At 44.5% G+C, this 23,154-nt stretch carries 21 protein-coding genes; 14 read left to right on the forward strand and 7 right to left on the reverse strand.

Going from position 1 to position 23,154, the window contains the following annotated elements; all coding sequences use genetic code 11:
- Positions 1-52: 52 nt before the first annotated feature.
- A complete protein-coding gene (locus IGI72_RS02310) occupies positions 53-1,315 on the reverse strand; it encodes an alpha-galactosidase (RefSeq protein WP_438752897.1) in 1,263 nt (420 codons plus the stop codon).
- A gap of 120 nt (positions 1,316-1,435) precedes the next feature.
- Here IGI72_RS02310 and IGI72_RS02315 point away from each other — a divergent pair, with 120 nt between their 5' ends.
- The 3 genes from IGI72_RS02315 to IGI72_RS02325 all read left to right on the forward strand — a co-directional run bounded on the left by IGI72_RS02315 (position 1,436) and on the right by IGI72_RS02325 (position 7,332).
- Positions 1,436-2,335 (forward strand): helix-turn-helix domain-containing protein, encoded by a 900-nt coding sequence (locus IGI72_RS02315; RefSeq protein ID WP_096742193.1) that lies wholly within the window; start codon positions 1,436-1,438, stop codon positions 2,333-2,335.
- A gap of 49 nt (positions 2,336-2,384) precedes the next feature.
- Complete coding sequence (locus IGI72_RS02320) at positions 2,385-4,325, forward strand: glycoside hydrolase family 127 protein (RefSeq protein ID WP_438752900.1); 1,941 nt, start codon at positions 2,385-2,387, stop codon at positions 4,323-4,325.
- A gap of 175 nt (positions 4,326-4,500) precedes the next feature.
- Entirely contained in the window at positions 4,501-7,332 is a 2,832-nt protein-coding gene (locus IGI72_RS02325) for an endo-beta-N-acetylglucosaminidase (protein WP_438752902.1), read from the forward strand.
- A 131-nt stretch (positions 7,333-7,463) separates the two neighbouring features.
- Here IGI72_RS02325 and IGI72_RS02330 read toward each other — a convergent pair whose 3' ends face one another.
- From IGI72_RS02330 to IGI72_RS02345, 4 genes are read right to left on the reverse strand one after another with little or no spacing between them, the layout of a single operon-like run.
- A complete protein-coding gene (locus IGI72_RS02330) occupies positions 7,464-8,126 on the reverse strand; it encodes an ABC transporter permease (RefSeq protein ID WP_005227316.1) in 663 nt (220 codons plus the stop codon).
- A 4-nt stretch (positions 8,127-8,130) separates the two neighbouring features.
- On the reverse strand, positions 8,131-9,051 hold the full coding sequence (locus IGI72_RS02335; RefSeq protein WP_010748740.1) for an osmoprotectant ABC transporter substrate-binding protein: 921 nt from the start codon (positions 9,049-9,051) through the stop codon (positions 8,131-8,133).
- Positions 9,051-9,686: an ABC transporter permease gene (locus IGI72_RS02340; protein ID WP_016609633.1), complete on the reverse strand. Its 636-nt coding sequence runs from the start codon at positions 9,684-9,686 to the stop codon at positions 9,051-9,053. The genes IGI72_RS02335 and IGI72_RS02340 overlap by 1 nt, the downstream gene beginning before the upstream one ends.
- 3 nt (positions 9,687-9,689) lie before the next feature.
- Positions 9,690-10,865 (reverse strand): betaine/proline/choline family ABC transporter ATP-binding protein, encoded by a 1,176-nt coding sequence (locus tag IGI72_RS02345; RefSeq protein WP_005227327.1) that lies wholly within the window; start codon positions 10,863-10,865, stop codon positions 9,690-9,692.
- A gap of 352 nt (positions 10,866-11,217) precedes the next feature.
- Between IGI72_RS02345 and queA the strand changes: the two genes are divergently transcribed.
- The gene (gene queA, locus IGI72_RS02350; RefSeq protein ID WP_213355733.1) at positions 11,218-12,249 is read left to right on the forward strand and encodes a tRNA preQ1(34) S-adenosylmethionine ribosyltransferase-isomerase QueA; all 1,032 of its coding nucleotides are present in this window, start codon (positions 11,218-11,220) and stop codon (positions 12,247-12,249) included.
- A gap of 449 nt (positions 12,250-12,698) precedes the next feature.
- Here the strand turns inward: queA and IGI72_RS02355 are convergent, their stop codons facing one another.
- Positions 12,699-13,409 carry a DUF975 family protein gene (locus IGI72_RS02355; RefSeq protein WP_434231146.1) on the reverse strand — a complete coding sequence of 237 codons (711 nt, stop codon included), beginning with the start codon at positions 13,407-13,409 and terminating at the stop codon, positions 12,699-12,701.
- A 198-nt stretch (positions 13,410-13,607) separates the two neighbouring features.
- On the opposite strand from IGI72_RS02355, the gene tgt reads away from it, so the two are divergent.
- Positions 13,608-14,753 (forward strand): tRNA guanosine(34) transglycosylase Tgt, encoded by a 1,146-nt coding sequence (tgt, locus tag IGI72_RS02360; protein ID WP_005227333.1) that lies wholly within the window; start codon positions 13,608-13,610, stop codon positions 14,751-14,753.
- A gap of 83 nt (positions 14,754-14,836) precedes the next feature.
- Positions 14,837-15,178: a preprotein translocase subunit YajC gene (gene yajC / locus IGI72_RS02365; protein ID WP_005232170.1), complete on the forward strand. Its 342-nt coding sequence runs from the start codon at positions 14,837-14,839 to the stop codon at positions 15,176-15,178.
- 131 nt (positions 15,179-15,309) lie between these two features.
- On the opposite strand, the gene IGI72_RS02370 is transcribed toward yajC, so the two are convergent.
- Positions 15,310-15,741 (reverse strand): Hsp20/alpha crystallin family protein, encoded by a 432-nt coding sequence (locus tag IGI72_RS02370; RefSeq protein ID WP_060792622.1) that lies wholly within the window; start codon positions 15,739-15,741, stop codon positions 15,310-15,312.
- Between the two features lie 247 nt (positions 15,742-15,988).
- On the opposite strand from IGI72_RS02370, the gene IGI72_RS02375 reads away from it, so the two are divergent.
- The 8 genes from IGI72_RS02375 to IGI72_RS02410 all read left to right on the forward strand — a co-directional run bounded on the left by IGI72_RS02375 (position 15,989) and on the right by IGI72_RS02410 (position 22,958).
- The gene (locus IGI72_RS02375) at positions 15,989-16,831 is read left to right on the forward strand and encodes a YitT family protein (RefSeq protein WP_438752906.1); all 843 of its coding nucleotides are present in this window, start codon (positions 15,989-15,991) and stop codon (positions 16,829-16,831) included.
- Positions 16,832-16,857: 26 nt separating this feature from the next.
- Positions 16,858-17,586: a GntR family transcriptional regulator, LSA1692 subfamily gene (locus IGI72_RS02380; protein ID WP_016609636.1), complete on the forward strand. Its 729-nt coding sequence runs from the start codon at positions 16,858-16,860 to the stop codon at positions 17,584-17,586.
- Positions 17,587-17,611: 25 nt separating this feature from the next.
- Positions 17,612-18,913, forward strand: a complete 1,302-nt coding sequence (locus IGI72_RS02385) for a Sapep family Mn(2+)-dependent dipeptidase (RefSeq protein ID WP_438752910.1) — start codon at positions 17,612-17,614, stop codon at positions 18,911-18,913.
- Positions 18,914-19,037: 124 nt separating this feature from the next.
- The gene (locus tag IGI72_RS02390; RefSeq protein WP_015508904.1) at positions 19,038-19,985 is read left to right on the forward strand and encodes a N(4)-(beta-N-acetylglucosaminyl)-L-asparaginase; all 948 of its coding nucleotides are present in this window, start codon (positions 19,038-19,040) and stop codon (positions 19,983-19,985) included.
- A 39-nt stretch (positions 19,986-20,024) separates the two neighbouring features.
- Positions 20,025-20,357, forward strand: coding sequence for a PTS sugar transporter subunit IIB (locus tag IGI72_RS02395; protein WP_005227348.1), 333 nt, complete (start codon positions 20,025-20,027; stop codon positions 20,355-20,357).
- A 68-nt stretch (positions 20,358-20,425) separates the two neighbouring features.
- Positions 20,426-21,781: a PTS cellobiose transporter subunit IIC gene (gene celB, locus IGI72_RS02400; RefSeq protein WP_438752915.1), complete on the forward strand. Its 1,356-nt coding sequence runs from the start codon at positions 20,426-20,428 to the stop codon at positions 21,779-21,781.
- Between the two features lie 17 nt (positions 21,782-21,798).
- Positions 21,799-22,317: a GrdB-related putative oxidoreductase gene (locus IGI72_RS02405; protein ID WP_005232156.1), complete on the forward strand. Its 519-nt coding sequence runs from the start codon at positions 21,799-21,801 to the stop codon at positions 22,315-22,317.
- 140 nt (positions 22,318-22,457) lie between these two features.
- On the forward strand, positions 22,458-22,958 hold the full coding sequence (locus IGI72_RS02410) for an NUDIX hydrolase (protein ID WP_438752917.1): 501 nt from the start codon (positions 22,458-22,460) through the stop codon (positions 22,956-22,958).
- Positions 22,959-23,154 lie beyond the last annotated feature (196 nt).

Raw genomic sequence — 23,154 nt, forward strand, 5'->3', positions numbered from 1 at the left:
AATGAGTAGGTTCCATTGTGCTGCTTGTAAACGTATGCTGCTGCCCTTTTTACTAAATACTGCCTTTTAATAATCTGACACCATGAGTAGGAACCTCAGCATCGGCAATTGTTTGTTCTTTTTGTTGCCATAACTCAGTGCCGCTTTTAATTGGTAGTAAAGCAGCGATCGATTTTGGGATGGTTTGCGTTTGATCAGAAACATTGAAAATGGCATAGTAGACGGCTGTGTCGCTTAACGCCTCCCAAATGATCCACTCTTGATCACGATAGAACTCTTTTTTCGTATGAATTCTTCGATACATTTCTAAGACTTCAGTATTCGTCAATAAACGTAAGGTAAAGGGATCGATGTCTGGTAAAGTACCACCGAACATCAATGGAGATTGGAAGATCGTCCATAAACTCATCAATAAGTATTGCTCGTCTTCCGTAAAACGTGTCCAGCTATCACCACCGCCACCATCAACTGCCCGAATGCCGATATGACCCAACGGCAGCATATCACAGTCAGGCCAGTTACCTGGACGGACGAAAGGTGCCCACTCTGCTGCTCGGTCAAACATGGCGTGAAGGGCGTCCCAATGATCCCAAAAGTCATCCGTCAAGCGCCACATATTGGCATGATTTTGAAAGAAACTACCATTTTTGAGGGCAGCTGGTCCGGGAGACAAAGAAAGGACGATCTCTCGACCCGATCGATCGATCGCACGGCGAATCGCTTTGATTTCTGCTTTATGGGCATCACCGTAAATTTTCGAATCGCCGATATCATCCACCTTTATAAAGTCAACACCCCAAGAAGCATATAATTCGAGCAAAGAATCATAATAAAGCTGTCCTTCAGGCAATGAAACATCGACCCCATACATATCGGAATTCCAAGGGCAGATTGAATTCATAGCAATGTCCCGTGCCCGTTTATCCGTTCCTTTGATCGGCGTATTTTGATGAACTGCTTGTCGTGGAATGCCGCGCATGATATGGATACCAAACTTCAGCCCTTTTTGATGCAGATAGTCACCAAGTTTTTTGAAACCAGCGCCATCTTTTGCTGAAGGGAAACGGTTCTCAGCAGGAATCAAGCGAGAATAGTCGTCCATACACAACGGATAAAAATCATTGTACCTTGTAGACTTTGCTTCTGGTTCGCTCCATTGAATATCCACGAAGACGTACTCCCAACCATAAGCTTTCAAATGCTCTGCCATAAAATCTGCATGGGCGATCACTTCTGCTTCGGTTACAGAAGCGCCATAGCAGTCCCAAGAATTCCATCCCATTGGGGGTGTTTGTGCAAAATGTAAAAAAGACATTGATTTCCTCCTAGTACGTTTTTCTTATAGTATAGTAAGTAATAAAAAAGAGAGGGAAAGTTTTGTCTACTAGGAATAAAAAAGAAAGAAATCGTCAACGAATGAAAAAGGAGTTGATCAATGGTGTTTCCACAAGAAACAAACTATGCGAAGATTACAGCATACTATAGTGTTGCCCTTGAGCGTTTTTCCATGGATCCACATCAACACCCAGCGTGTGAAATCATGTTTGTGACCAAAGGAAAGTGTAAGATAAAGATTGAAAATCAAGTGATAGTTCTAGAAAGAAATGATTTCGTTTTCATAAATGCGTTTGTGGAGCACGCCTTACTCGTTGAAGGAGATTCCTGCACCTTACTGAATATTGAATTTCTTCTGAGTGAGACACCGTCCGGCCTTTGTGTTCGTGATGTTTTTGCATACATCAAAGGAAATGTACAATTGAATGAGCCTTACGCGAAAAGTCGCGATGTCCGCCAATTTGGACAAGCGATCAAGTCATTGCTGCAGCTGCTAATGATCGATGATACTCAAGAGCAACCGTCTGCTGAACGGCAATTTACGATCGAGCTCTTGTTTAAGCGGATGTTGATGGAATTAGCCTTTTCATTACGTACGAAAGAAACCAAACGGGGCAATTGCTATGTGAACGCTGCGGTCAACTATATTCAACAGCATTTTGATGAAGATATTCAAGTCTCCCAAATCGCAGCGGCTGTGGGGATTACGAAAGCCTACTTGCATAAACTCTTTCATGAGCAACTGGGAGTGACGGTCAACCATTTTCTCACCAGTGAGCGTCTGAAGCAGGCAGCATTTTTACTAAGCAATAGTCAGCTGCCAATCGTCGAAATTGCCGCTCAAGCAGGATTCAACAGTAGGCAGCACTTTACCAATACCTTTAAACAGAAAAAAGGCATGAGTCCTAAAGCCTACCAGCTCTTATATAAGCAAACGATCAAAGAGGAGGCAGGGCAACATATCACAGGAGATGATCCGGCCTTTTTATTAATGAAGTAAATATGAAACGAATGATCAAACATAAAAAAGGAAAGAATAGGAGAACGTAATGAAAGAATTCGCATTAAACAAGATCCAGCTCACGGACGAGTTTTGGCAAGGATACCAAGAGCTTGTTCGCAAAGAAACGATTCCTTACCAATACCAAGTCCTAAATGATGAAATCGATGTAGATGTTCAAGCAGAACGGGAAGATCCCAATTTGCCAGCTGGGAAAAGCCATGCATTGGCGAATTTTCGCATCGCTGCAGGGCAAATGGAAGGGGAACATTTTGGCTGGTTTTTCCAAGATAGTGATGTCTACAAATGGATCGAGTCGGCTGGGTATAGCTTGTTGAATACTAGCGATCCGCAATTGGAAACGACAGTAGATGAAGTGATTGACTTAGTTGCTGCTGCGCAAGAAGCGGACGGCTACTTAAATACCTTCTTTCAATTGACCCGACCGAAGTTAAAATACCGTCAGCTGTATTTCAGTCATGAACTTTATTGTGCCGGGCATCTAGTCGAAGCGGCTATCGCTTATGATCAAGCAACAGGCAAGGATAAATTACTGACCGTGGCAGAGAAAAATATCGCCAATATTTGCACGTATTTTGGGCGGGAGCCTGGAAAAATTCAAGGTGCTGATGGCCATCAAGAGATCGAATTGGCACTGGTGCGTTTGTATGAATACACTGGTAAACAAACCTATTTGACATTAGCTGATTTCTTTCTTGAAGTACGTGGGGAAGATCCTGCCTTTTACGAAAAAGAAATCTTGAAAAACCAAGTGGATGGCTTATCAGATGAAACACCAAGGGTAGACCTCACCTATTTACAAGCCTACGATCAACCTAAAAAGCAGCATGAAGCCAAAGGGCATGCGGTACGAATGCTGTATATGGCAAGCGGTATGGCAAAAGTCGCCCAGCATACCCAAGATCAAGCATTAATCGACGCTTGCGAAGCGATTTGGGAAGACATCGCCTGTAAGAAAATGTATGTGACCGGTGGCGTCGGCTCAACCGTTCACGGGGAAGCCTTTGTCGGTCCCTATGATTTGCCAAATGATACGATGTATTGTGAAACTTGTGCAGCCATTGCATTGGTCCAATTTTCTTTTGAGCTGTTCAAACTAACCAATGAACCAAAATATTTAGCGACGATGGAACGAGCGTTGTATAATAGCGTCCTTTCTGGTGCGGCAATTGACGGCAAACACTTTTTCTACGTGAATCCTTTGGAGGTCAATCCCCAACGAGATCAAAAAAATCCTGGCAAAGGCCACGTCAAAGCTCAACGACCTGATTGGCTCGGTTGTGCGTGTTGTCCGCCCAATTTTGCACGGATGGTCGCTTCGCTGCAGCGCTTGGTTTACACTTGCGATCAAGAGAAGCTTTACGTGAATTTATTTGTAGCAAGCCGTTTAGAAGAACCTGATCAATTTACGTTTGAACAAACGGGCGGGTTTCCTTTTACAGAGGACCTCACGATTCGCTATCAAGGCATTCCAAAGACGCTCATCATCCACAAACCTAACGGACTAAGTAAGTTTCAAATCGATAGTGAACACGAATGGCAGGAGACGAGCGAGGCAATCATCTTTGAGGCAGTCGAAAACGTGACGGCCAATATCCGTTTTGAACAACCATTGCAAATCTTGCGTGCGAATCCTCAAGTTATTCAAGACATCAATCAAGTCGCATTGCAACGTGGCCCCTTCGTGTATTGCATAGAAGAAGCCGACAATGGTCAAGCACTCTGGCGTTGCCGCATCGACCCACAGGCGCTGGAGGCGACCTTTTCGAAAGAGGATACGTTGTTGCCAACTACTTTACGCTTGACGATCAAAGGCTACCAAAGCGAAGAATGGTCGGGAACAACCCTTTACGAAGAACGAGCGGAAACGGTCATACCTCGTACGTGGCAACTGATCCCATACCATTTATGGGGCAATCGGGGCATAGGCGAAATGCGCGTTTGGCTGCCGCTCGTTGGAAAGGAGTAAGAAGTAAGCAGGGCCAAAGAGCTTCCCTAAAAGGAGGCTCTTTTTTTTCTAAACTCAACCTTCTTGGATTTGTTGCATGATTTCTTTAATTTGTTCCTATATTCTTATCTTTGAAAGCGTTATCGTTTTAGTGTAGGAATGTTGGCGGGTTTATGTAAAACAAGGAGGAAGAAGTGTGACAAGGAAAATCAGTAAAGTTGGCGTATCTTTGTTGGTATTGGCAGCGGCAACGGCAATCGGCGGCTGCACTCAAAGTGAGGCGAAGACAACTGGAAAAGTCGTTTACCAAGAAACAGCCAAAAGTACGTTGGAAAAAGCGATGGACAATCAACCGGAGTCGTCTTATTGGTTCCCAGAGGATTTGTTGGCATGGTCTTTTGAAAAAGATCCAGATGCGAAATACAATACCAGCGTTGTTCCATTAGCGCAGCGGGCAGCTAAAGAGACGTTGCCGAAGATGAATGACACGCAAACGGCAGAAACCAAAGTCGTGGCGCTTTCGATCATGAATAGCAGTACGAGCGGCAATGCACCACGAGGGATCAATACCTTTGATGCCAATGTCTTTTCTTATTGGCAATACATCGATCAATTGGTTTATTGGGGCGGCTCTTCTGGCGAAGGGATCATCGTACCGCCAAGTCCTGATGTAACGGATGCTGCTCATAGGAATGGCGTGCCGGTTTTAGGAACGATCTTCTTTCCGCAAACTGCCCATGGTGGGAAGCTGGAATGGCTAGATACGTTTTTAGCTAAGGATGAGGACGGCAATTTTCCGATCGTAGAAAAAATGATCGAAGTTGCCAATACGTATGGCTTTGATGGCTGGTTCATCAATCAAGAAACCGATACGGCGGTCACTAGTTTTGATGATGCAGCGGAAGGTGTCGAACAATCGGGGGCTGATGGTAAAGGACTAAATGAAAGCCACGCCAAAGCGATGCAAGAACTGATCGCCCAATTCAAAGAACAAGCCGACGAGCATTTAGAGATCATGTGGTATGATTCCATGACGAGTGATGGGAAAATGGATTGGCAAAACGCTTTGACGGATAAGAACAAAGCCTATTTGGTGGATGCAGAGATGAACCCATTGGCAGATAGTATGTTCTTGAATTTCTGGTGGACCACTGACAAACTGGCGGACAAAGAGCTGTTGAAGGCCTCCAATGAAAAAGCCCGTGAAATCGGCGTCGATCCTTACGATCTTTTTGCTGGGATCGATGTGCAAGAAAATGGCTATTCAACGCCTGTACGCTGGGATCTGTTTACGGATGAAAAAGGCGTTCCTTATACCTCATTGGGCCTGTATGTGCCTAGCTGGACCTATTCTTCTGCTAGTACGCCGGATGATTTCCAAAGCAAAGAGAATGCTTTTTGGGTCAATAACACGGGCGATCCTCGGGAAAGCCAGCTGCCAGAAGCGACAGAGTGGCCTGGGATCTCCACCTATGCCCTGGAACAGACCGCTATCACAGAGCTGCCTTTTGTGACGAATTTTAGTCTGGGGAATGGCTACAACTATTTTATCGAGGGAGAAAAAGTGTCCAGCCGCAATTGGAACAACCGAAGCTTGCAAGCTGTTTTGCCGACCTATCGTTGGGTCTTTGACCATGGGAAAGACAATGATCTGGCTGTATCAATCAATTATGCGGAGGCCTATAATGGCGGAAATGCACTGAAACTACGTGGACAGATGACAAAAGGCAGTACCAGTCACATGGCATTGTATCAGACAGCATTTCCTGTGACGAAAAAGACGAAGCTGACGACGACTGTCAAAGCAACGGTACCGACAGCTCTTGATTTGGTCGTGACTTTAGCTGATGGTTCAACACAAACGATCAAAGGAGACAAAGAGGTCGCAACAGACTGGACGACGATCACTTACTCATTGAAAGACATCAAAGGGGAAGTGACAGCGATCGGTTATGACATAACCACGAAAGAAACCAGTGATGTCTATGAATTGAATTTAGGGCAATTAACGATCGGAGATCAGAAAGCGGAGAAATTCGCTGCCGAAGCATTGACGGTTGAGGATGTGCTCTTTGATGAAGAAGAGGGCAACTATGCGGGTGTCCGTTTAACGTGGGAAGCTGCCAAGGACAAGACAGCTGCGGTTTATGAGGTCTACCAATTGAACGATGACGGCTCACGCTCTTTCTTAGCAGCTACGCCAGCAACCAACCACTATTTGAATGCCGTTGAACGACCAAAAGGAACGAAAACCAAGTTCGCGGTGGTGGCAGTGTATCGCTATGGCAATCGTGGCAAGCTATCCGATACGGTGGAGATCACTTGGCCAAACAATCAGCTGCCAAAAGCAGCCTTTACAGCCTCTAAAACCTTAGCGGCACCGGGGGAAACGATCACCTTCACGAATACCTCATCTGCGAATGCCGAAGCATTTGAATGGACGTTTGAAGGCGGCGATATCACCAGCAGTACAGAAGAAAATCCCCAAGTGACCTATTCGGAACCAGGTACCTACAAAGTCACGCTTGTTGCCAAAAACGAAGCAGGAGAGACCCCTCTGGAAATGGCGGGATTGATCACGATTTCTGCTGATGCGCCGAAAGAGTTGCTGCTGCTTTCAAAAGATGCCGAAGCAACTGCTTCATCGTTTGTCAATGATGCCGAAGCACCAGCTTTTGCCCTCGATGGTGATTTGAGTACGAAGTGGTGTGCGACAGGCAATGCGCCTCATGAGTTGATGATCGATCTCGGTCGACCGCAAACGGTCAGTGAAGTACGCCTCGCCCATGCGGAAGCTGGTGGAGAAGGCCCAGACATGAATACGCGGGCGTATACGGTGCTCGTCAGTGAAGACGGCAAAGACTATGAGCCAGTTTCTCGAACGTTGAAAAATGAAGCGGGCACTAGCACCAATACGTTTGCCGTCAAGAAGGTGCAATATGTAAAAATCAGTATCGATAAACCAACACAAGGAGCAGACTCAGCAGCCCGAATCTATGAAGCCGAAGTATACGGAATGGATAAATAGCAAAAAAGAGCAGGGCGTTAACCCTAAAAAGGGAAGCGGCTGAAGCGATACTTTCCTGAAAAATGACCGAACCAAAAAAGCCGTTGCGACCAATAAATGGTCACAACGGTTTTTGCTTTTTCCAAATAAGTTTAGCGTGAAGTACGGCTGGCTGGATCTAAGCGGCGTTCAATAAAGCTCAATCCAAGATCCGTAATGATCGCCATCAAGGCAGTTGGTAAAGCACCGGCTAAGATGATCGATGCACCATCCGTCGCATTGGTTCCACGGATGATGATGTCCCCCAATCCACCAGCACCAACGAAAGCGCCAATAGCGGTGATACCGATCGCCACGACTAAGGCGTTTCGAATCCCTGCCATGATCACCGAAACAGACAATGGCAATTCGATCATATACAATCGCTGCCAGCTAGTCATCCCCATCCCTTTGCCGACATCTAACGTATTGCGATCGACTTGGCGCATGCCAGTATAGGTATTTTTGATGATCGGTAACAAAGAATAAAGGAAAATCGTTAAAATCACGACATTCACACCTAAGCCCATGCCGATCATTAAAATCGAGATCATCGCTAAAGATGGAATCGTCTGGATGATATTGGCGAAACGAATCACCCAATCTGCCAAACGCATTTTTTTAGAAATCAAGATCCCGATTGGAATCCCGACGATCGAGGCAAAAAGTACCCCGTAGATTGAAATCAAGAAGTGACGAATGAACTGAGCAAAAACATAGCCGCCATTTTCTTGAAAATAGAAAAGAAATTGTTGGAATAAATTCATGTCTGCCATTTCGTCACTCTCCTTCGAAGTAATTATTTTCTTCTAAGAAACGTTCGGCAACTACCGTTGGTTCTAGAAGGTCATTATCCACTTGGTAATTCAATTCTTGCATTTTTTCGGTATCGATTTTGCCTGCTAATTTGTTCAGGGCATCGCCGATTTCAGGTGTTTCTTTCAACAATTTGTCATCGACGATCGGTGCGGCATCATAAGGCGGGAAGAAGTTTAGATCATCTTCCAGCATCACGAGATCGTAACTGCCGATCCGGCCATCGGTTGAGTACCCTAAAACGATATCCATTTTTCCGTTATCAACAGCATCGTAGACGAGACCGATCTGCATCGGTAGGATATTTTGGAAAGAGAATCCATAGGCTTTCTGGAAGCCATCGTATCCATCGCCGACCCGTGTGATCCACGCGGTATCGACCCCTGCAACCAATTGATCTGCGACATCTTTCAAGTCACTGACTTTTTCCAATCCGTATTCTTCGGCAGTATCTTTTCTGACAAGAAAGACATATGTGTTATCAAAGCCGTAAGAAGGGAACCAAGTCTGTTGGTAACGTTGCTCAAATTCTGATTTGACTTTGTCAAAGGCGGCTTGCGGATCAGATTCTGGTTCCAACCCTAACGTCGTGGTCAAGTCAGTGCCTGTGTAGCGAGCAGCTGAGATCGACGCATCGCCATTCATCATCGCTTGGTGATTGATGGTCGTTGTTGCTAAGTTGTTAATGACGGTTGTGTTTTTATCCGTGTAGTGTTCGACCATACCGGCAACCACTGCGCCAAGAATTTGGGCTTCGGAAGTGATGCCACCTGTGATCGCCACGGTATTCTCATCAGAAGTCGAGGCTAAACCGGGAAAGGAACAGCCGGACAGTAAAGCGACACCTAAGGAAAACAACAGCGCTAATTTTGAAGTTTTTTTCATTACGCATCCCCCCTTAAGGCAGCTGGTGTCAGTTTGTTTTCTAACAAACCCAGTAACCAGTCAGCTAATAAAGCAAAGATCGTCACTGGAATCGTCCCAGCAAAAATCAAAGGCGGTTGGTAGTTGTTTAGTCCGCTAAAGATCAAATCACCAAGTCCACCGGCGCCAATGTAAGAAGCCAAGGTAGCCCAGGCTAAAACATAGACGGCCGATAAGCGGATCCCTGCCATGATCGTTGGGATCGCTAGAGGTAATTCCACACTGATGATCGACTGCAAGTTGGTCATCCCCATCCCTTTGGCAACATCGCGGTAATTCCAATCGACTTTTTTCATTCCAATGTAGGTATTTCGCAAAATCGGCAACAAGGAATAAATGAAAAGAGCGACGATAGCAGGGACTTTTCCGACACCTAAAATCGGGATCATCAATGCCAATAGCGCCAAAGAAGGCACGGTTTGCAGCGCACTGGTGATGCCGATCACGACCGTTGCTGCTTTTGGGAAACGGGTCAAGATCACACCGATCGGTACAGCAACAAGAATCCCTAAGAGCAAAGCAGCAAAGGAGATATACAAATGTTCGAGACTTTTGGTGACCAATTGGCCGCCATATTCATTAAAGAAGCTTTGCATGCGCTAGACCTCCTCAGTTTCTTCAGGTTTCGCCGACTCAATGGCTTCCATGATCGATGGCTCATCGCCCCAAATCACGTCATAAACGATATCAACTAAGGAAGCACGGGTCAAAATCCCGACTAAATGTTTGTCGGCATCTACTACCGGCACATATTTTAAGCCGCGTTTTAAAATGCGTTGCAAGGTATCCCGCAACAAGGCAGTTTCACGAACGAAAAAGACATCTTTGTTCAAGATATCGCCGACACTAGTAACTTTGCCACGGTTGCGGTCGATGGATTCGACATCGATGTAGCCTTTTAGCACGTTGCTATTGTCGGTAACCAGCAAGGTATCGACCCGTTTTTCCCGCATCAAATGAATCGCTTCTTGTAAGGATTTTTCTGGTGTGATAGCGATCGGGGTATTCAGCATCACGTCTTTGACTGGCGTTGTGTCAGGTTTTGCTTGCAACAAGCGGTCTTCACCGATCAACTCTTCCACAAACGGTGTTGCTGGGTGTTGCAGAATATTTTCTGGTGTATCAAATTGAATGACTTTTCCTTCACTCATGATCACGATGCGGCTAGCAAGTTTCAATGCTTCATCCATATCGTGGGTAACGAAGACGACGGTTTTTCCAAGCCGTTCTTGCAAGTCTTTGACCAAATCTTGTAGAGAATCACGAGTGATTGGGTCTAGTGCGCCAAAAGGCTCATCCATTAAGATGACATCTTGGTCAGCTGCCAAGGCACGGACAACACCGATCCGTTGCTGTTGGCCCCCAGATAATTCGTTGGGGTAGCGGTCGAGCATTTCTCGCGGCAATTCCACCAAATCGATCATGCGCTCGGCAGTTTTGTTGCGTTCTTCTTGGCTGACTTTTAACAATTTTTGAACCAATGTGATATTTTCCCGAATCGTCATGTGAGGCATCAAACCGATGCTTTGGATCACATAGCCGATTTGACGGCGTAATTCCACTGGGTTGATCTCTGTAACGCTTTTTCCATTGATCAAGATTTTTCCTTTAGAAGGATCCGTCATACGGTTGATCATCCGCATACAAGTCGTCTTTCCGCTACCACTTGTCCCGATGAAGCAAATGAATTCGCCTTTTTCAAAGGAAAGATTCACATCTTCAACAGCGACTTTACCACCTTTGTAAATTTTGGATACCTGCTGAAACTCAATCATGATGTCACCTCTATTTTTATTTAAGCAATCTGAATAATGGCTTAGAATCTGTACTAAGTATGCCGAAAAGTCCCTTGTTATTCAAATAATCTGCCCATTTTTTTCATAATTGTATAGGCAAAACCGAAAATAGCGCCAGAAGCAAGTCCAAATTAAGGAGCGATGCATAGAGAAAAGAAACGTCGAAGATTCCCCGTTATTTTTCATTGGGAAAAAGGGGGCTTTTTTGCAGAAGGCCTTGGCAGCAGTCTCTTTATTTTTTTCTAAGAAAGGGCAGAATAAAAAGCTGTTTTTTCAATTTTTATAAAAACATGCTAGAATAGAGAAGAATTTAGGGAAAGAGAGGAACAACATGCTTACAACTGAAGATTTTGATTTTGAATTACCGGAAGAACTGATCGCCCAAACGCCATTAAGCGATCGCTCAAGTTCCCGTTTATTAGTGGTTGACCGTGAGACTGGCAAATTTGAGGACAAGCACTTCTTTAACATCATTGATGAATTGGCACCAGGGGATGCTTTGGTGATGAATGATACACGGGTATTACCAGCTCGTATCTATGGCGAAAAACAAGAAACAGGTGCCCATTTGGAAATCCTTTTACTGAACAATATTGAAGGGGATACGTGGGAAACCTTGATCAAGCCAGCCAAAAGAGCCAAAGTCGGCACGAAGATCACCTTTGGCGACGGACGATTAGAGGCAGTGGTGGAAGAAGAGCTCGATCACGGCGGCCGGATCATTCGTTTTCAATACAAAGGGATCTTTTTAGAGATTCTGGAATCACTTGGCGAAATGCCGTTACCGCCTTATATCAAAGAACGGCTAGAAGACCCAGACCGCTATCAAACGGTTTATGCCAAAGAAAACGGCTCAGCTGCTGCACCGACTGCCGGCTTGCATTTTACCCCAGAATTGTTAGAGCAGATCGCAGCAAAAGGCGTCAAGCTGGTTTATCTGACTTTGCACGTTGGTTTAGGAACGTTTCGTCCAGTCAGTGTCGATAATATCGCTGATCATGAGATGCACAGCGAATTTTACCGTTTGACAGAAGAAGCTGCCGCTCAATTGAACGAGGTTCGGGCAAATGGCGGCAAGATCGTTGCAGTCGGAACGACTTCGATCCGTACGTTAGAAACCATTGGGACTAAGTTTGATGGGCAAATCAAAGCCGATAGTGGGTGGACGAGTATTTTTATCACGCCAGGCTATCAGTTTAAAATCGTGGAAGCTTTTTCTACCAACTTCCATTTACCAAAATCAACCTTAGTGATGTTAGTCAGTGCCTTTGCAGGACGCGACCTAACACTTTCTGCCTACCAGCATGCCATCGATGAGCGGTATCGCTTCTTTAGCTTTGGCGATGCGATGTTCTTAAAATAAACAAAAAAACTGAGCGACGTAAGCGGCTCTTTAAGTTGAAACAATTTCTCAACTTTTAGAACTGCTTTTTTGTCGCCCAGCTTACTACTAGAGGAAGGTATAAGTGGTGGTCGCTTTTTGTGGTCCATGCAAAGCAATGTTTCTCGAAAATTTGTTTTCATTTACAAACTTACACATGTTTCGTGTATTCCGATACAAAATGAGACGTATCATTTTTCGATATGGAAATGTTCGATCCTTGTTACGTTTTTCTTCTTGTTACTTTACACGTTTGGTACTAGGTGAAACTTGTACGTTCAACAACTTTTAGTAGATTGAGTTTGCGATATTTACGAAAACCACCAACAGAGTTGCTACCTTCCTTACACGTATACTATAACACGAAACGGAAGCGTTTGCAAAAGAAAAAGGTCGTTTTCCTCAAAAAAAAAGACCGGCGAACCGATCTTTTAAGCAAGTGCTCGTTTAGGCAGATTGTCATAAAACGCTGCTTTGGTTGCACTGATGTATGGCGTCAACCATAAGTAGCCGATTCCTGCAGTCATGATGGCCAAAATGTGCCAGCCAATGAAGCTCAGATCAAGGATGAACAGTTGCCCTTTGTAGCCTCTCATTAAATGACGGCTACCTGTGATGCAGCTGAGAAAATCTGGTCGCATGCCCGTTTCTTCATAAGTATCATAAAAGACAAAATATGCTTGAGAATAAGAATAAGCTTTGATGATCCCAGGAATGATAAACAGGAATGTCCACAACGTCGTGAAGATAGTCGACAAAATATAAATGACGATGATCCCTAACACGAAAGCACCACTGAAGCCACGAAAGACATCAGAAAAGGGTTGGATCGACTGTTTTTTACCGCGTAAAAGATCAAGGAAAGTCCAAGAGATCCCAGCACCGAATAAGGCAGAAAATAGACCGCTGATCAAACCGCCGCCGCCACTGCCACCACTGCCGCCAGCGGAATTGACTGCACCGGTAGAACCAAGATCATTGAACATACCGCTTTGATACAATGGAATAACAGTAAGGACGATAATGACGAATGCGATAGCGATCGAGATCAAAGTCGGTACAATACACATCAAAACACTGTCTTTCCAGCGGCCTCTCAGGATTGCTTTTGCTTCTGCTTTTAGTTCTCTATTTGATTTCATTTCAAAAAACCTCCCTTCAATATAAATAACATGATAGCAAACTTTCGCTAAATCTTCAAAAAAAAGTAATAGATGTTTCGCATGACTAGGAGAAAATACTCTTAGTTTCTTTAAACTTCCTTGCAAAATGTAAGGGCAACCCTTATCATAGATAGCGTTGCACAGTTAATCGAGTATAGAGAGAAAGTAGGGAAATGAATGACGGAACCAGCCATTCGTTATCGTCTGATAAAGAAAGAAAAGCATACCGGTGCCCGTTTAGGCGAACTGATCACGCCTCACGGAACCTTTCCAACGCCAATGTTCATGCCAGTCGGCACATTAGCAACGGTCAAAACCCTTGCCCCTGAAGAATTGAAAGAAATGGGTGCAGGCGTCATTTTAAGCAATACCTATCACTTGTGGTTACGTCCAGGAGAAGACATTGTTGCAGAAGCAGGCGGCTTACATAAATTTATGAATTGGGATCAACCGATCTTAACAGATTCAGGTGGTTTCCAAGTCTTTTCATTAGCCGAAATGCGCAACATCGTCGAAGAAGGTGTCCATTTCAAAAACCATTTGAATGGGTCGAAAATGTTTTTATCTCCTGAAAAAGCGATTGATATCCAAAACAAATTAGGGTCAGATATCATGATGAGTTTTGATGAGTGTCCGCCATTTGATGAAAGCTATGACTACGTCAAAAAATCGGTGGAACGGACGTCTCGCTGGGCGGAGCGTGGCTTGAAAGCCCATGCCAATCCAGATCGTCAAGGCTTGTTTGGGATCATTCAAGGTGCAGGATTTGAAGACTTGCGCAAGCAAAGTGCCCAAGACTTGATCAGTATGGACTTCCCAGGGTATTCCATCGGCGGCCTGTCAGTTGGCGAACCAAAAGCGGAAATGAATCGCGTGTTGGAATTTACAACTCCTTGGATTCCAGAAAACAAACCACGTTACCTGATGGGCGTTGGGGCAGCTGACTCCTTGATCGATGGCGTGATTCGCGGTGTCGATATGTTCGACTGCGTTTTACCAACACGGATCGCAAGAAACGGTACCTGTATGACTTCAAAAGGTCGTTTAGTCGTAAAAAATGCGCAATATGCCCGTGACTTTCGACCAATTGACGAGAAGTGTGATTGCTATACATGTAAAAACTATTCTCGTGCGTACATCCGCCACTTGATCAAATGTGATGAAACCTTTGGTATGCGTTTGACGTCTTACCACAATGTCTACTTCTTATTGAATCTGATGAAAAATGTCCGTCAAGCCATCATGGATGACAACTTGTTGGAGTTCCGTGAGCATTTTATTGAAGAGTATGGGTTCAACAAGGAAAATGCGAGGAATTTCTAACATTCTCTACTAAAATGGTGGGAATAATAGAGGAATTCTGATAAAGTATCTTATAGGAAAGAAAATAAATCGAGGTGAAAAAAATGGCACAATCTTTACCAATGCTCTTTATGCTGGTTGCTTTAGTGGCAATGTGGTTCTTTATGAGTCGTTCACAAAAGAAACAACAGCAAGAGCGTAAAAATCTTTTAGAAAATATGAAAGCTGGCGATGAAGTCGTAACCATCGGCGGACTCCACGGCGTTCTTTCTGAAGTCAACACAGAAAAAAGTACCGTGATCATCGACTGTGAAGGAATTTTCTTAGAGTTTGATCGTTCAGCGATCCGCACAGTGAAACCCGGAACTGTTGCATCCGTTGAGACACAAATCGAACCAGCTGATGTCGAAGACGCAACGAGCATCCAAGACGAAACCAAAGAATAAGCACAAACGCACCGTCGCTTTCTCAGAAGCGATGGTGCATTTTTTTAGTAGTCGGACAGTTTCTAAAGTAAAACAAGCACCGCAGCAAAACAGAGATCGCTCGTTTTGCTGCGGTGCTTTGATTGCCTTCGTTACTCGATCGGAATCAGTTTCTTTGACGCTTGTTTGCCTTGGTCTTTTGGCAACGTCAATTTCAAAATTCCTTCAGCGTAAGAGGCTTTGATTTCATCCTCTTTGACGTTTTCTAACAGGTATTGCCGCCGAACGCTTGTCAAGCTGCGCTCGCTGCGAACCAGACGTCCTTTTTCATCTTCGGTCGCATGATCCGTCTGGTGTTGTCCCGTAATCGTTAAAACCCCATTTTCATAGGTTACTTGAATATTTTCTTTAGGGATGCCAGGCAGTTCTGCTTCAACGAGAAATTCCTTGTCATTCTCGTGAATATCGGTTTTGATCAGGTTCGATTTAAATCCATCAAAAAAACTGCGGCCAAAATCTTCAAAGAAATCAAAAGGTGTCATACTGTATGAATCTGAGCGGCGTGGCACAATCTCATGTGTCATAAGAATCATCCTTTCTTTATTCTTTTGTTTTTACACTTTTTATTTTATTCATTTTTTAGCGAATTTCAAGTGATTTACTCGCTTTAAAAAAATCTTAAAAAACCTTTGATACCAACGTTTTACTCCTTGATTTTGGCGTGTTTTTACATTGCTTCGTTCCTGTTTTTCCCCTCATTTCGCCTGCTTTTTCTGCGTGACAGTATATACTTAATGATATATACTAAAAGCGAAGTGGAGGAGGAAAAACATGGCACGTTATAGAAAACGAATGCTTGTTGCTTTGATCTATGCATTGCTGTCGTCGATTGCCCTAAATCTCTTTTGGCTGCCGGGAAATATTTATGCGACTGGGATCACTGGTTTGTCGCAATTGTTGTCGCAGCTTTTAGATGAGCAGTTGAATCTGCAGCTTTCGATCCCGCTTTTGGTGCTTTTTTTTAATGCGCCATTGTTAGCGGTTGCTTGGGTCAAAATCGATCGAGAATTTACCATCATGACGGTTTGTACCGTCGTCCTGTCTTCTGTTATGATGAAGGTGGTACCGGTCATTGCTTTAACGACCGATCCGGTGATCTGTGCCGTGTTTGGCGGATTGCTGCACGGGGTGTCGGTGGGCTTGACATTGAACGACGATTTTTCAACGGGTGGGCTTGACATTTTAGGGATTTTAGTGAAAAAAGCCACTGGTAGAAGTATCGGCAGTTTCTTTATCGGCTTCAATGTCAGTTTGCAGCTAGCAGCTGGGCTGATCTTTGGCTGGCCTTATGCTTTTTATAGTGCCATTTCCTTCTTCATCAGTGGGCGGATGGTCGACTACGTCAACCTGAAGCAGCGGCGTGTGCAGCTGCTGGTCGTTACAGAAAAAGCAGAACCCGTCATTACGACGTTGCAATGTGCCATGCAGCGAGGCATCACGGTCATCAACGATGTCGAAGGTGGATTTGATCATCAACAGAAAAAACTATTATTACTTGTCATTTCCCATAGAGAACTCAAGACTGTCGAAGGCATGATCCAAGGAATCGATGAACAAGCGTTTGTCAGTGTTTCTTCTGGCGTCAGTGCCAATCGATCGTTTTATGAATGGTAGCAAAGTGAAAGAAAGTAGGAGAGACGTTGAAAAAACAAGCAGTATTTCAAGAAGTTGCCCAGCAGATTGCGCAACGGGTTCATGAAGGTACGTACGTGACGAGCCAAAAGCTTCCTTCCGATTATGATTTAGCAGAGGAATTTCAGTGCAGCCGTTTAACGGTGCGCAAAGCCATCGATCTATTGATTGGCCAGAATTTGTTAGTGAAAGAAAAAGGCAAAGGAACCTATGTCATGAAACAGCCCAAGATCCAAAGCGGCTCTGGCGGGCTCCAAAGTTTTACCGAGACCGCCAAAATCCAAGGGAAAAAGACCCGTACGGAAGTTTTGCATATCGAAACCGTCAAAGAGCTCCCGATAGAGATTGGTCAGCTGTTTGGCGATTACGCCAAGGAACCAATCGTTTATTTGGTGCGCTTGCGCTACTTTGATGATGAGCCGATGACGGTGGAAAATCTTTACGTACTGAAACGCTATCTGCAAGAAGACACCGCAGAACTCACGAAAGCTCAATTAGAGTCGTCTTTGTATCAAGTCATTGAAGCCAACATCGAGATTGGTTATTCCCATCAAGAGGTGGAAGCTGTGAAAAGTCCGGCCGATATTGCGAAACTTTTACAGGTGCCTCAAGAGGAACCGATGCTTTTGGTCCATTCGATGACCTATTCCGCATCAGCCAAACCGATCTTATACGATACATCCTATTACCGAGCAGACAAATATACCTTCAAAAATACATTAGTGCGTCAAAAATAAAATCAATCCTCTAGAGGTGAAGACAATGGATCCACTCACAGCAAGTATTGAAGCCAATTGGTCAGAATTTCTCACGCTTTTGAGCGAGGTGATGCAGATCGCAAGCGTCAAAGGTGAGCCGGCGCCTCATGCGCCTTATGGCACAGGACCACGAGAAGTGTTAGCATACGTCATGGAAAAAAGCGCAGCATACGGGTTTCAAACAACGGTCATCGATGATGCGATCGGCTATGTCCATTGGGGACCAACGGATACCGACTATATCGGTGTGTTAGGACACTTGGATGTCGTCTCGGCAGGTTCTGGCTGGAGCTACCCACCGTTTGCACTAACTGAAAAAGACGGCAACTTTTATGGCCGAGGGATCTTAGATAACAAAGGCCCGATCATCAGCTGTTTGTTTGCCATGAAATTATTGAAAGACCTTGGTCATCAACCGCAATTACCGCTGCGGATCATTTTCGGTACAGATGAAGAAAGCGGCATGTCGGATATCCCGCATTATCTAGCGGTTGAGCAGCCACCGCGTTTTGGTTTTACGCCAGACTGCAAGTATCCAGTGGTTTACGGCGAACGGGGTGTCGTCAATGTGCAACTTGATTTTCCATTGCCCGTCCAAGAACAGCAGCTGTTAGCTGCGTTTTCTGGCGATCAATTCCGCGATCATGTGCCAGACCACCTATCGGTAACCGTAGGCAGCCAGTCCTTTGAAGCACTAGGCAAACGCTCCCCTAGCAATGCCCCTGAGCTAGGGGAAAATGCCATTACAAAACTTGCGCAGCAAGCGGCACCGCGACTAGCGGAGACACCGTCATTGCAAGCAGCTTTGCAGTGGATCACCCAAAGTTTTCACCAGCAGCACTATGGCGAAGGCCTTGATTTAGTACTAGAAGATGCCGACTCAGGAAAATTGATCTTGACCCCTGTGGTTCTCCAAAAATCCGCCAGTGGACTAGCGTTAGAAGTGGCCTTTCGCTATCCTGTATCGGTAACGGAGGAACAAGTGCTCGCTGGGGTGCAAAAGGCATTGCCAAAAGGGGCAAGCCTTACGATCCTTCGCAGCATTCCAGGGTTCTGCCGATCAAAAGATGTTCCCGAAATCCAAAAGCTATCGACGATCTATCACCAAGTAACGGGCAATGATCCAACCCCCGTGACGACTACAGGAGCAACCTACGCCCGCAAGATGCCAAACATCCTTGCTTTTGGTCCGTCTTTTCCAGGGCAAAAAGGGATCGCTCATAACCAAGATGAGTACATGGCGGTTGCCGATCTACGGACGAATCTTGAAATTTATTTGCGCAGCTTACAAGCACTGACAAAATAAGCGAAGACACGAACGAAGAAGAGTTTTTCCAATTTTTTTGAGAAACTCTTTTTTTAGTATAGACATAGTAGTATATACCATATAGAATATACTTGAAAGCGCTATGAAAAATGGAGGGATATTTATGTGGGGAATGATTGCTACATGGCGGATGGCACACGATGGCGTGCTCGCTGCTAAAGCAATATTAGAACAACAAGGCTCCTGCCAAGATGCAGTAGAAACAGCCATTAAAGCAGTGGAAGATTATCCATTTTATAAATCGGTGGGGTATGGCGGACTGCCTAACGAAGAAGGCGTGTTGGAAATGGACGCTGCCTTCATGGATGGTGATACCTTCAAAATTGGTGCCGTCGCTGGGATCGTCGATGTGGAAAATCCTATTTCCGTGGCACGCAGCCTAAGTGAGGAGAAATTCAATAGTTTTCGGATCGGCCAAGGAGCGGTCGCTTATGCGCTTGCCGAAGGATTCCAGCCCAAAGAGATGCTGACACCGCGAGCCAAAACCATTTGGGAAAAGCGCAAAGCAGAGATCGCTGCCAACAACCTCGATCCCTATGACGGCCACGATACAGTGGGAGTAGTTGCGCTGGATGAACACCAAAGCATGGCAGCAGGAACCTCTAGTTCTGGTTTATTTATGAAAAAAAGCGGTCGTGTTGGCGATTCACCTTTGTCTGGATCTGGTTTTTATGTGGATAGTGAAATCGGCGGTGCCGCTGCCACAGGGTTAGGGGAAGACTTGATGAAAGGCTGCCTTTCCTACGAAATCGTTCGTTTGATGGGAGAAGGGCTAGCACCGCAAGAAGCATGTGATCAAGCCGTTTACGACTTTGAAGCGCGATTGAAGAAGCGCTACGGCAAAGCCGGCGCCTTCTCGCTGATCGCCTTAGATAAACAGGGTCGCTGGGGGGTGGCAACCAATGTAGAATTTACCTTTAGTGTCGCAACCACCAATCAAGAGCCTGCTATTTTTATGGCAACACCAGGACCTGAGCAGACAACCGTGATCGAACCCATCACGAAAGAATGGTTGGAGGCGTATGAAAAACGAATCAAAGCGCCGGTCTAACAACCGCGATTGAGAAAAACAAACATTGGAGGAATGGATATGGCAACGAAAAAAATCTATTTGTTTTGTGAAGCTGGAATGTCAACGAGTATCATGGTCAATAAAATGATGGAAGTCGTCAAAAAGCACAACATGCCTTTGACGATCGAAGCATTCCCTGCGATCCATGCAGAAGAAAAAGTCGAACAAGAAAAACCAGTCGCTATTTTGTTAGGTCCACAAGTACGACACTTAGATAGCAAAATGAAAGCAACTTTTGAGCCAATGGGGATTCCAGTCGGCACGATCGCGACAGAAGCATACGGCATGATGGATGGCGAACGAGCGTTGAAAGATGCCTTAAGCTTGATCAAAAAAGCCAAAGCAAAGTAATAAAAGTGTTGGAGTAACAGGGGACTACGTGTTATCTGCCAGATAGCACGCAGATGGGAGGAAGAAAAATGCAGAAATTTTTAAACTGGTTAGAAAAAGTGTTAACACCGATGGCAAAGACGATCGGTGAAAACAAATACTTGATTGCGATTCGTGATGGTTTCTTATTATCCACACCGTTGTTGATCGTGGGTTCACTCTTTTTAGTCTTGACCAATTTTCCGATTCCAAATTGGAACGAGATGATGAGCAGTTTGCTGGGAGACAACTGGGCAACGATGTTGAATATGCCAGCAACAGCCAGCTTTGACATTATGACGATTTTAGCCGTTGGTGGGATCGGGTATAGTTTGGCAAAACAGTTTAAAGTTGATGCCATGCAAGCAGCCATTATTTCACTCGTTTCTTTTTTTATCGTGACACCATTTACGACCGTTTTCACACCAGAAGGCTCTACGGAAGTATATGAAGTTGGCAGCCTGCCATTACGATGGATGGGTTCTAGCGGTTTGTTCTTAGGGATGGTTGTTGCCTTGATTTCCACCAGAATGTTCGTTGCGTTATTACGCAAAGGGTGGACGATCAAAATGCCTGACGGTGTTCCCCCAACTGTGGTGAAATCCTTTGAGGCGTTGATTCCCAGCTTTGTGATCGTGACGGTCTTTATGATCGTCAACTGGTTAGCCAACTTGACGTCTTATGGCAATCTCCAAGAGATCCTCTTTAAGTTCTTACAGACACCGTTGTTAAGTTTAGGAAATACTTTAGGTGCCATGATCATAGCCTACCTATTTTTGCATTTTTTCTGGTTCTTTGGGATCAATGGTTCCAGTGTGGTCGGCGCTGTCTTCAACCCTATCTTACGAGCATTATCTATTGAAAATTTAGATGCTTTCAAGAATGGCGCAGAAATTCCTAACATCATCACCGGTCAATTTCAAGACATGTTCGCGACCTTTGGTGGGGGCGGTTCGACATTATCTTTGATTTTAGTCATGATCTTAGTCTGTAAAAGCCAACGGGTCAAAAAACTATCACAGTTATCGTTGATTCCAGGTATTTTCGGGATCAATGAACCCATCATCTTTGGGTTACCGATCGTCTTGAATCCAGTTCTGCTGATTCCTTTTGCTTTAGTGCCAACGATCAATATTATTATCTCTTACTTCTGTATGGATCTTGGGTTAGTCAACTATACCAATGGAATTCAACTGCCATGGACCACGCCACCGATTATTTCTGGTTTCTTAGTCAGTGGTTGGCAAGCGTCCGTGTTACAAGTCTTGTTGATCCTCTTGGGAATGGCTATTTATTATCCGTTTATCAAAGTCTTAGATAATCAATATCTAAAAGAAGAAGCGGATACTGTTGAACAAGAAGAAGAGGAAATCAATTTTGATGATTTCGATTTTGATGATCTATAAGAAAAGAGGCACCGCTCATGAAAAAAATAATTTTGATTCTCAATCATGTCACTGCAGGGATGGGAAGTGATGAAAATGCTCAGTTGCCGCCAAGCGGCAAAAAAGCTGCCCTTGGGCCAGGTCGAACCTTGAATCCACTTTTTCAAGAGCAAGACGCACAAATCGTTGCAACGCTTTATTGTGGTGACCAATATTATCACGAGCATCAAGAAGAAGTGAATAAAAAATTTGTGGGGTTTGCTAAAAAATTTGACGCCGATGCCGTTCTTTGCGGACCTGCGATGCATTATCCTAATTTTGGCGAAATGGCAGCAGGATTGACGAAAGTATTCAATGCACAAGGAATTCCAGGGGCTGCAGCGATGTCAGAGGAAAACCCAGCAGTGGCAATCTATGCCAAAGATATCTATATCTTGAAGATGCCGAAAAAAGGCGGAATCGGATTGAATGATTCCTACAAAAAGATGGCGCACGTTGTTTCCCAGCTTGCCCACGGGAAGCCTCTAACAGAAGCAGACCAAGAGGATTTATTTTAAAGAGAAAGACGATCAGCGATGGCTGGTCGTTTTTTTTATGAATCAAGCCAAGCATGTTCGATGTAAGACATAAATCGATTAAGCCTGTTGATGATTTGTTTTGATTTACGTAGAATAGATACAAGTTAGGAGGGATTCGGTTGTACCATACCGCATTTGGAGTATATGGAATTTTGTTTCAAGGCAACTGCTTGGCCGTCATCAAAAAGAAGGCGGGACCTTATCAAAACCGCTATGATTTACCAGGCGGCAGCATGGAGGCAGGTGAATTGCTGGAAGACACGCTGTGCCGAGAATTTAAAGAAGAAACCGGCATGACCGTCACTAGCTATCATCAATTAGGAACAATTAATTTTCTCTATCCTTGGCGATACAAAGAGACAACAATGAACAATCATATCTGTGTTTTTTATCAAATCGAAGAAACAGCAGGAGCACCAATTTCACATGCCCCGCAGTTTGATGGACAAGATTCGTTAGGCTGTGGCTTTTTGCCGCTGGAACAATTTCACGCCGCCAATGCCTCACCGCTAGTGTTGAAGGCTTGTGAGTACGGACGTAAAAAACAATTCATTGAGAAAGGGCAGCGGATTACGGAATGGTCCGTTTTAAGTAAGCCACATGTTCACGAATCTTTATAAATAATTTAGATATTGTTCAATATAACACATTAATTTTTCTTACTGCCTAGGACAGTTTTTTCAAGGAATATTGCAGTGAAAAACGATGAAAACGCTTAATTTAATGGGAGTTTTATAAAACTGTGAAAAAAATCACAAAAACTATTTACAAACGAAAAAAGATGTTGTATGATCTGTATGTGAAGTAGTTAACAAA

It is taken from the genome of Enterococcus sp. DIV1059_2 (assembly GCF_051713685.1).
Lineage (GTDB): Bacteria > Bacillota > Bacilli > Lactobacillales > Enterococcaceae > Enterococcus_D > Enterococcus_D casseliflavus.

Coding starts and splice junctions, on each gene's coding strand:
- IGI72_RS02310 (WP_438752897.1), bottom strand. CDS start 1,315: ATGTCTTTTTTACATTTTGCACAAACACCCCCAATGGGATGGAATTCT.
- IGI72_RS02315 (WP_096742193.1), top strand. CDS start 1,436: ATGGTGTTTCCACAAGAAACAAACTATGCGAAGATTACAGCATACTAT.
- IGI72_RS02320 (WP_438752900.1), top strand. CDS start 2,385: ATGAAAGAATTCGCATTAAACAAGATCCAGCTCACGGACGAGTTTTGG.
- IGI72_RS02330 (WP_005227316.1), bottom strand. CDS start 8,126: ATGGCAGACATGAATTTATTCCAACAATTTCTTTTCTATTTTCAAGAA.
- IGI72_RS02335 (WP_010748740.1), bottom strand. CDS start 9,051: ATGAAAAAAACTTCAAAATTAGCGCTGTTGTTTTCCTTAGGTGTCGCT.
- IGI72_RS02340 (WP_016609633.1), bottom strand. CDS start 9,686: ATGCAAAGCTTCTTTAATGAATATGGCGGCCAATTGGTCACCAAAAGT.
- IGI72_RS02345 (WP_005227327.1), bottom strand. CDS start 10,865: ATGATTGAGTTTCAGCAGGTATCCAAAATTTACAAAGGTGGTAAAGTC.
- queA (WP_213355733.1), top strand. CDS start 11,218: ATGCTTACAACTGAAGATTTTGATTTTGAATTACCGGAAGAACTGATC.
- IGI72_RS02355 (WP_434231146.1), bottom strand. CDS start 13,409: ATGAAATCAAATAGAGAACTAAAAGCAGAAGCAAAAGCAATCCTGAGA.
- tgt (WP_005227333.1), top strand. CDS start 13,608: ATGACGGAACCAGCCATTCGTTATCGTCTGATAAAGAAAGAAAAGCAT.
- yajC (WP_005232170.1), top strand. CDS start 14,837: ATGGCACAATCTTTACCAATGCTCTTTATGCTGGTTGCTTTAGTGGCA.
- IGI72_RS02370 (WP_060792622.1), bottom strand. CDS start 15,741: ATGACACATGAGATTGTGCCACGCCGCTCAGATTCATACAGTATGACA.
- IGI72_RS02375 (WP_438752906.1), top strand. CDS start 15,989: ATGGCACGTTATAGAAAACGAATGCTTGTTGCTTTGATCTATGCATTG.
- IGI72_RS02385 (WP_438752910.1), top strand. CDS start 17,612: ATGGATCCACTCACAGCAAGTATTGAAGCCAATTGGTCAGAATTTCTC.
- IGI72_RS02390 (WP_015508904.1), top strand. CDS start 19,038: ATGTGGGGAATGATTGCTACATGGCGGATGGCACACGATGGCGTGCTC.
- IGI72_RS02395 (WP_005227348.1), top strand. CDS start 20,025: ATGGCAACGAAAAAAATCTATTTGTTTTGTGAAGCTGGAATGTCAACG.
- celB (WP_438752915.1), top strand. CDS start 20,426: ATGCAGAAATTTTTAAACTGGTTAGAAAAAGTGTTAACACCGATGGCA.
- IGI72_RS02405 (WP_005232156.1), top strand. CDS start 21,799: ATGAAAAAAATAATTTTGATTCTCAATCATGTCACTGCAGGGATGGGA.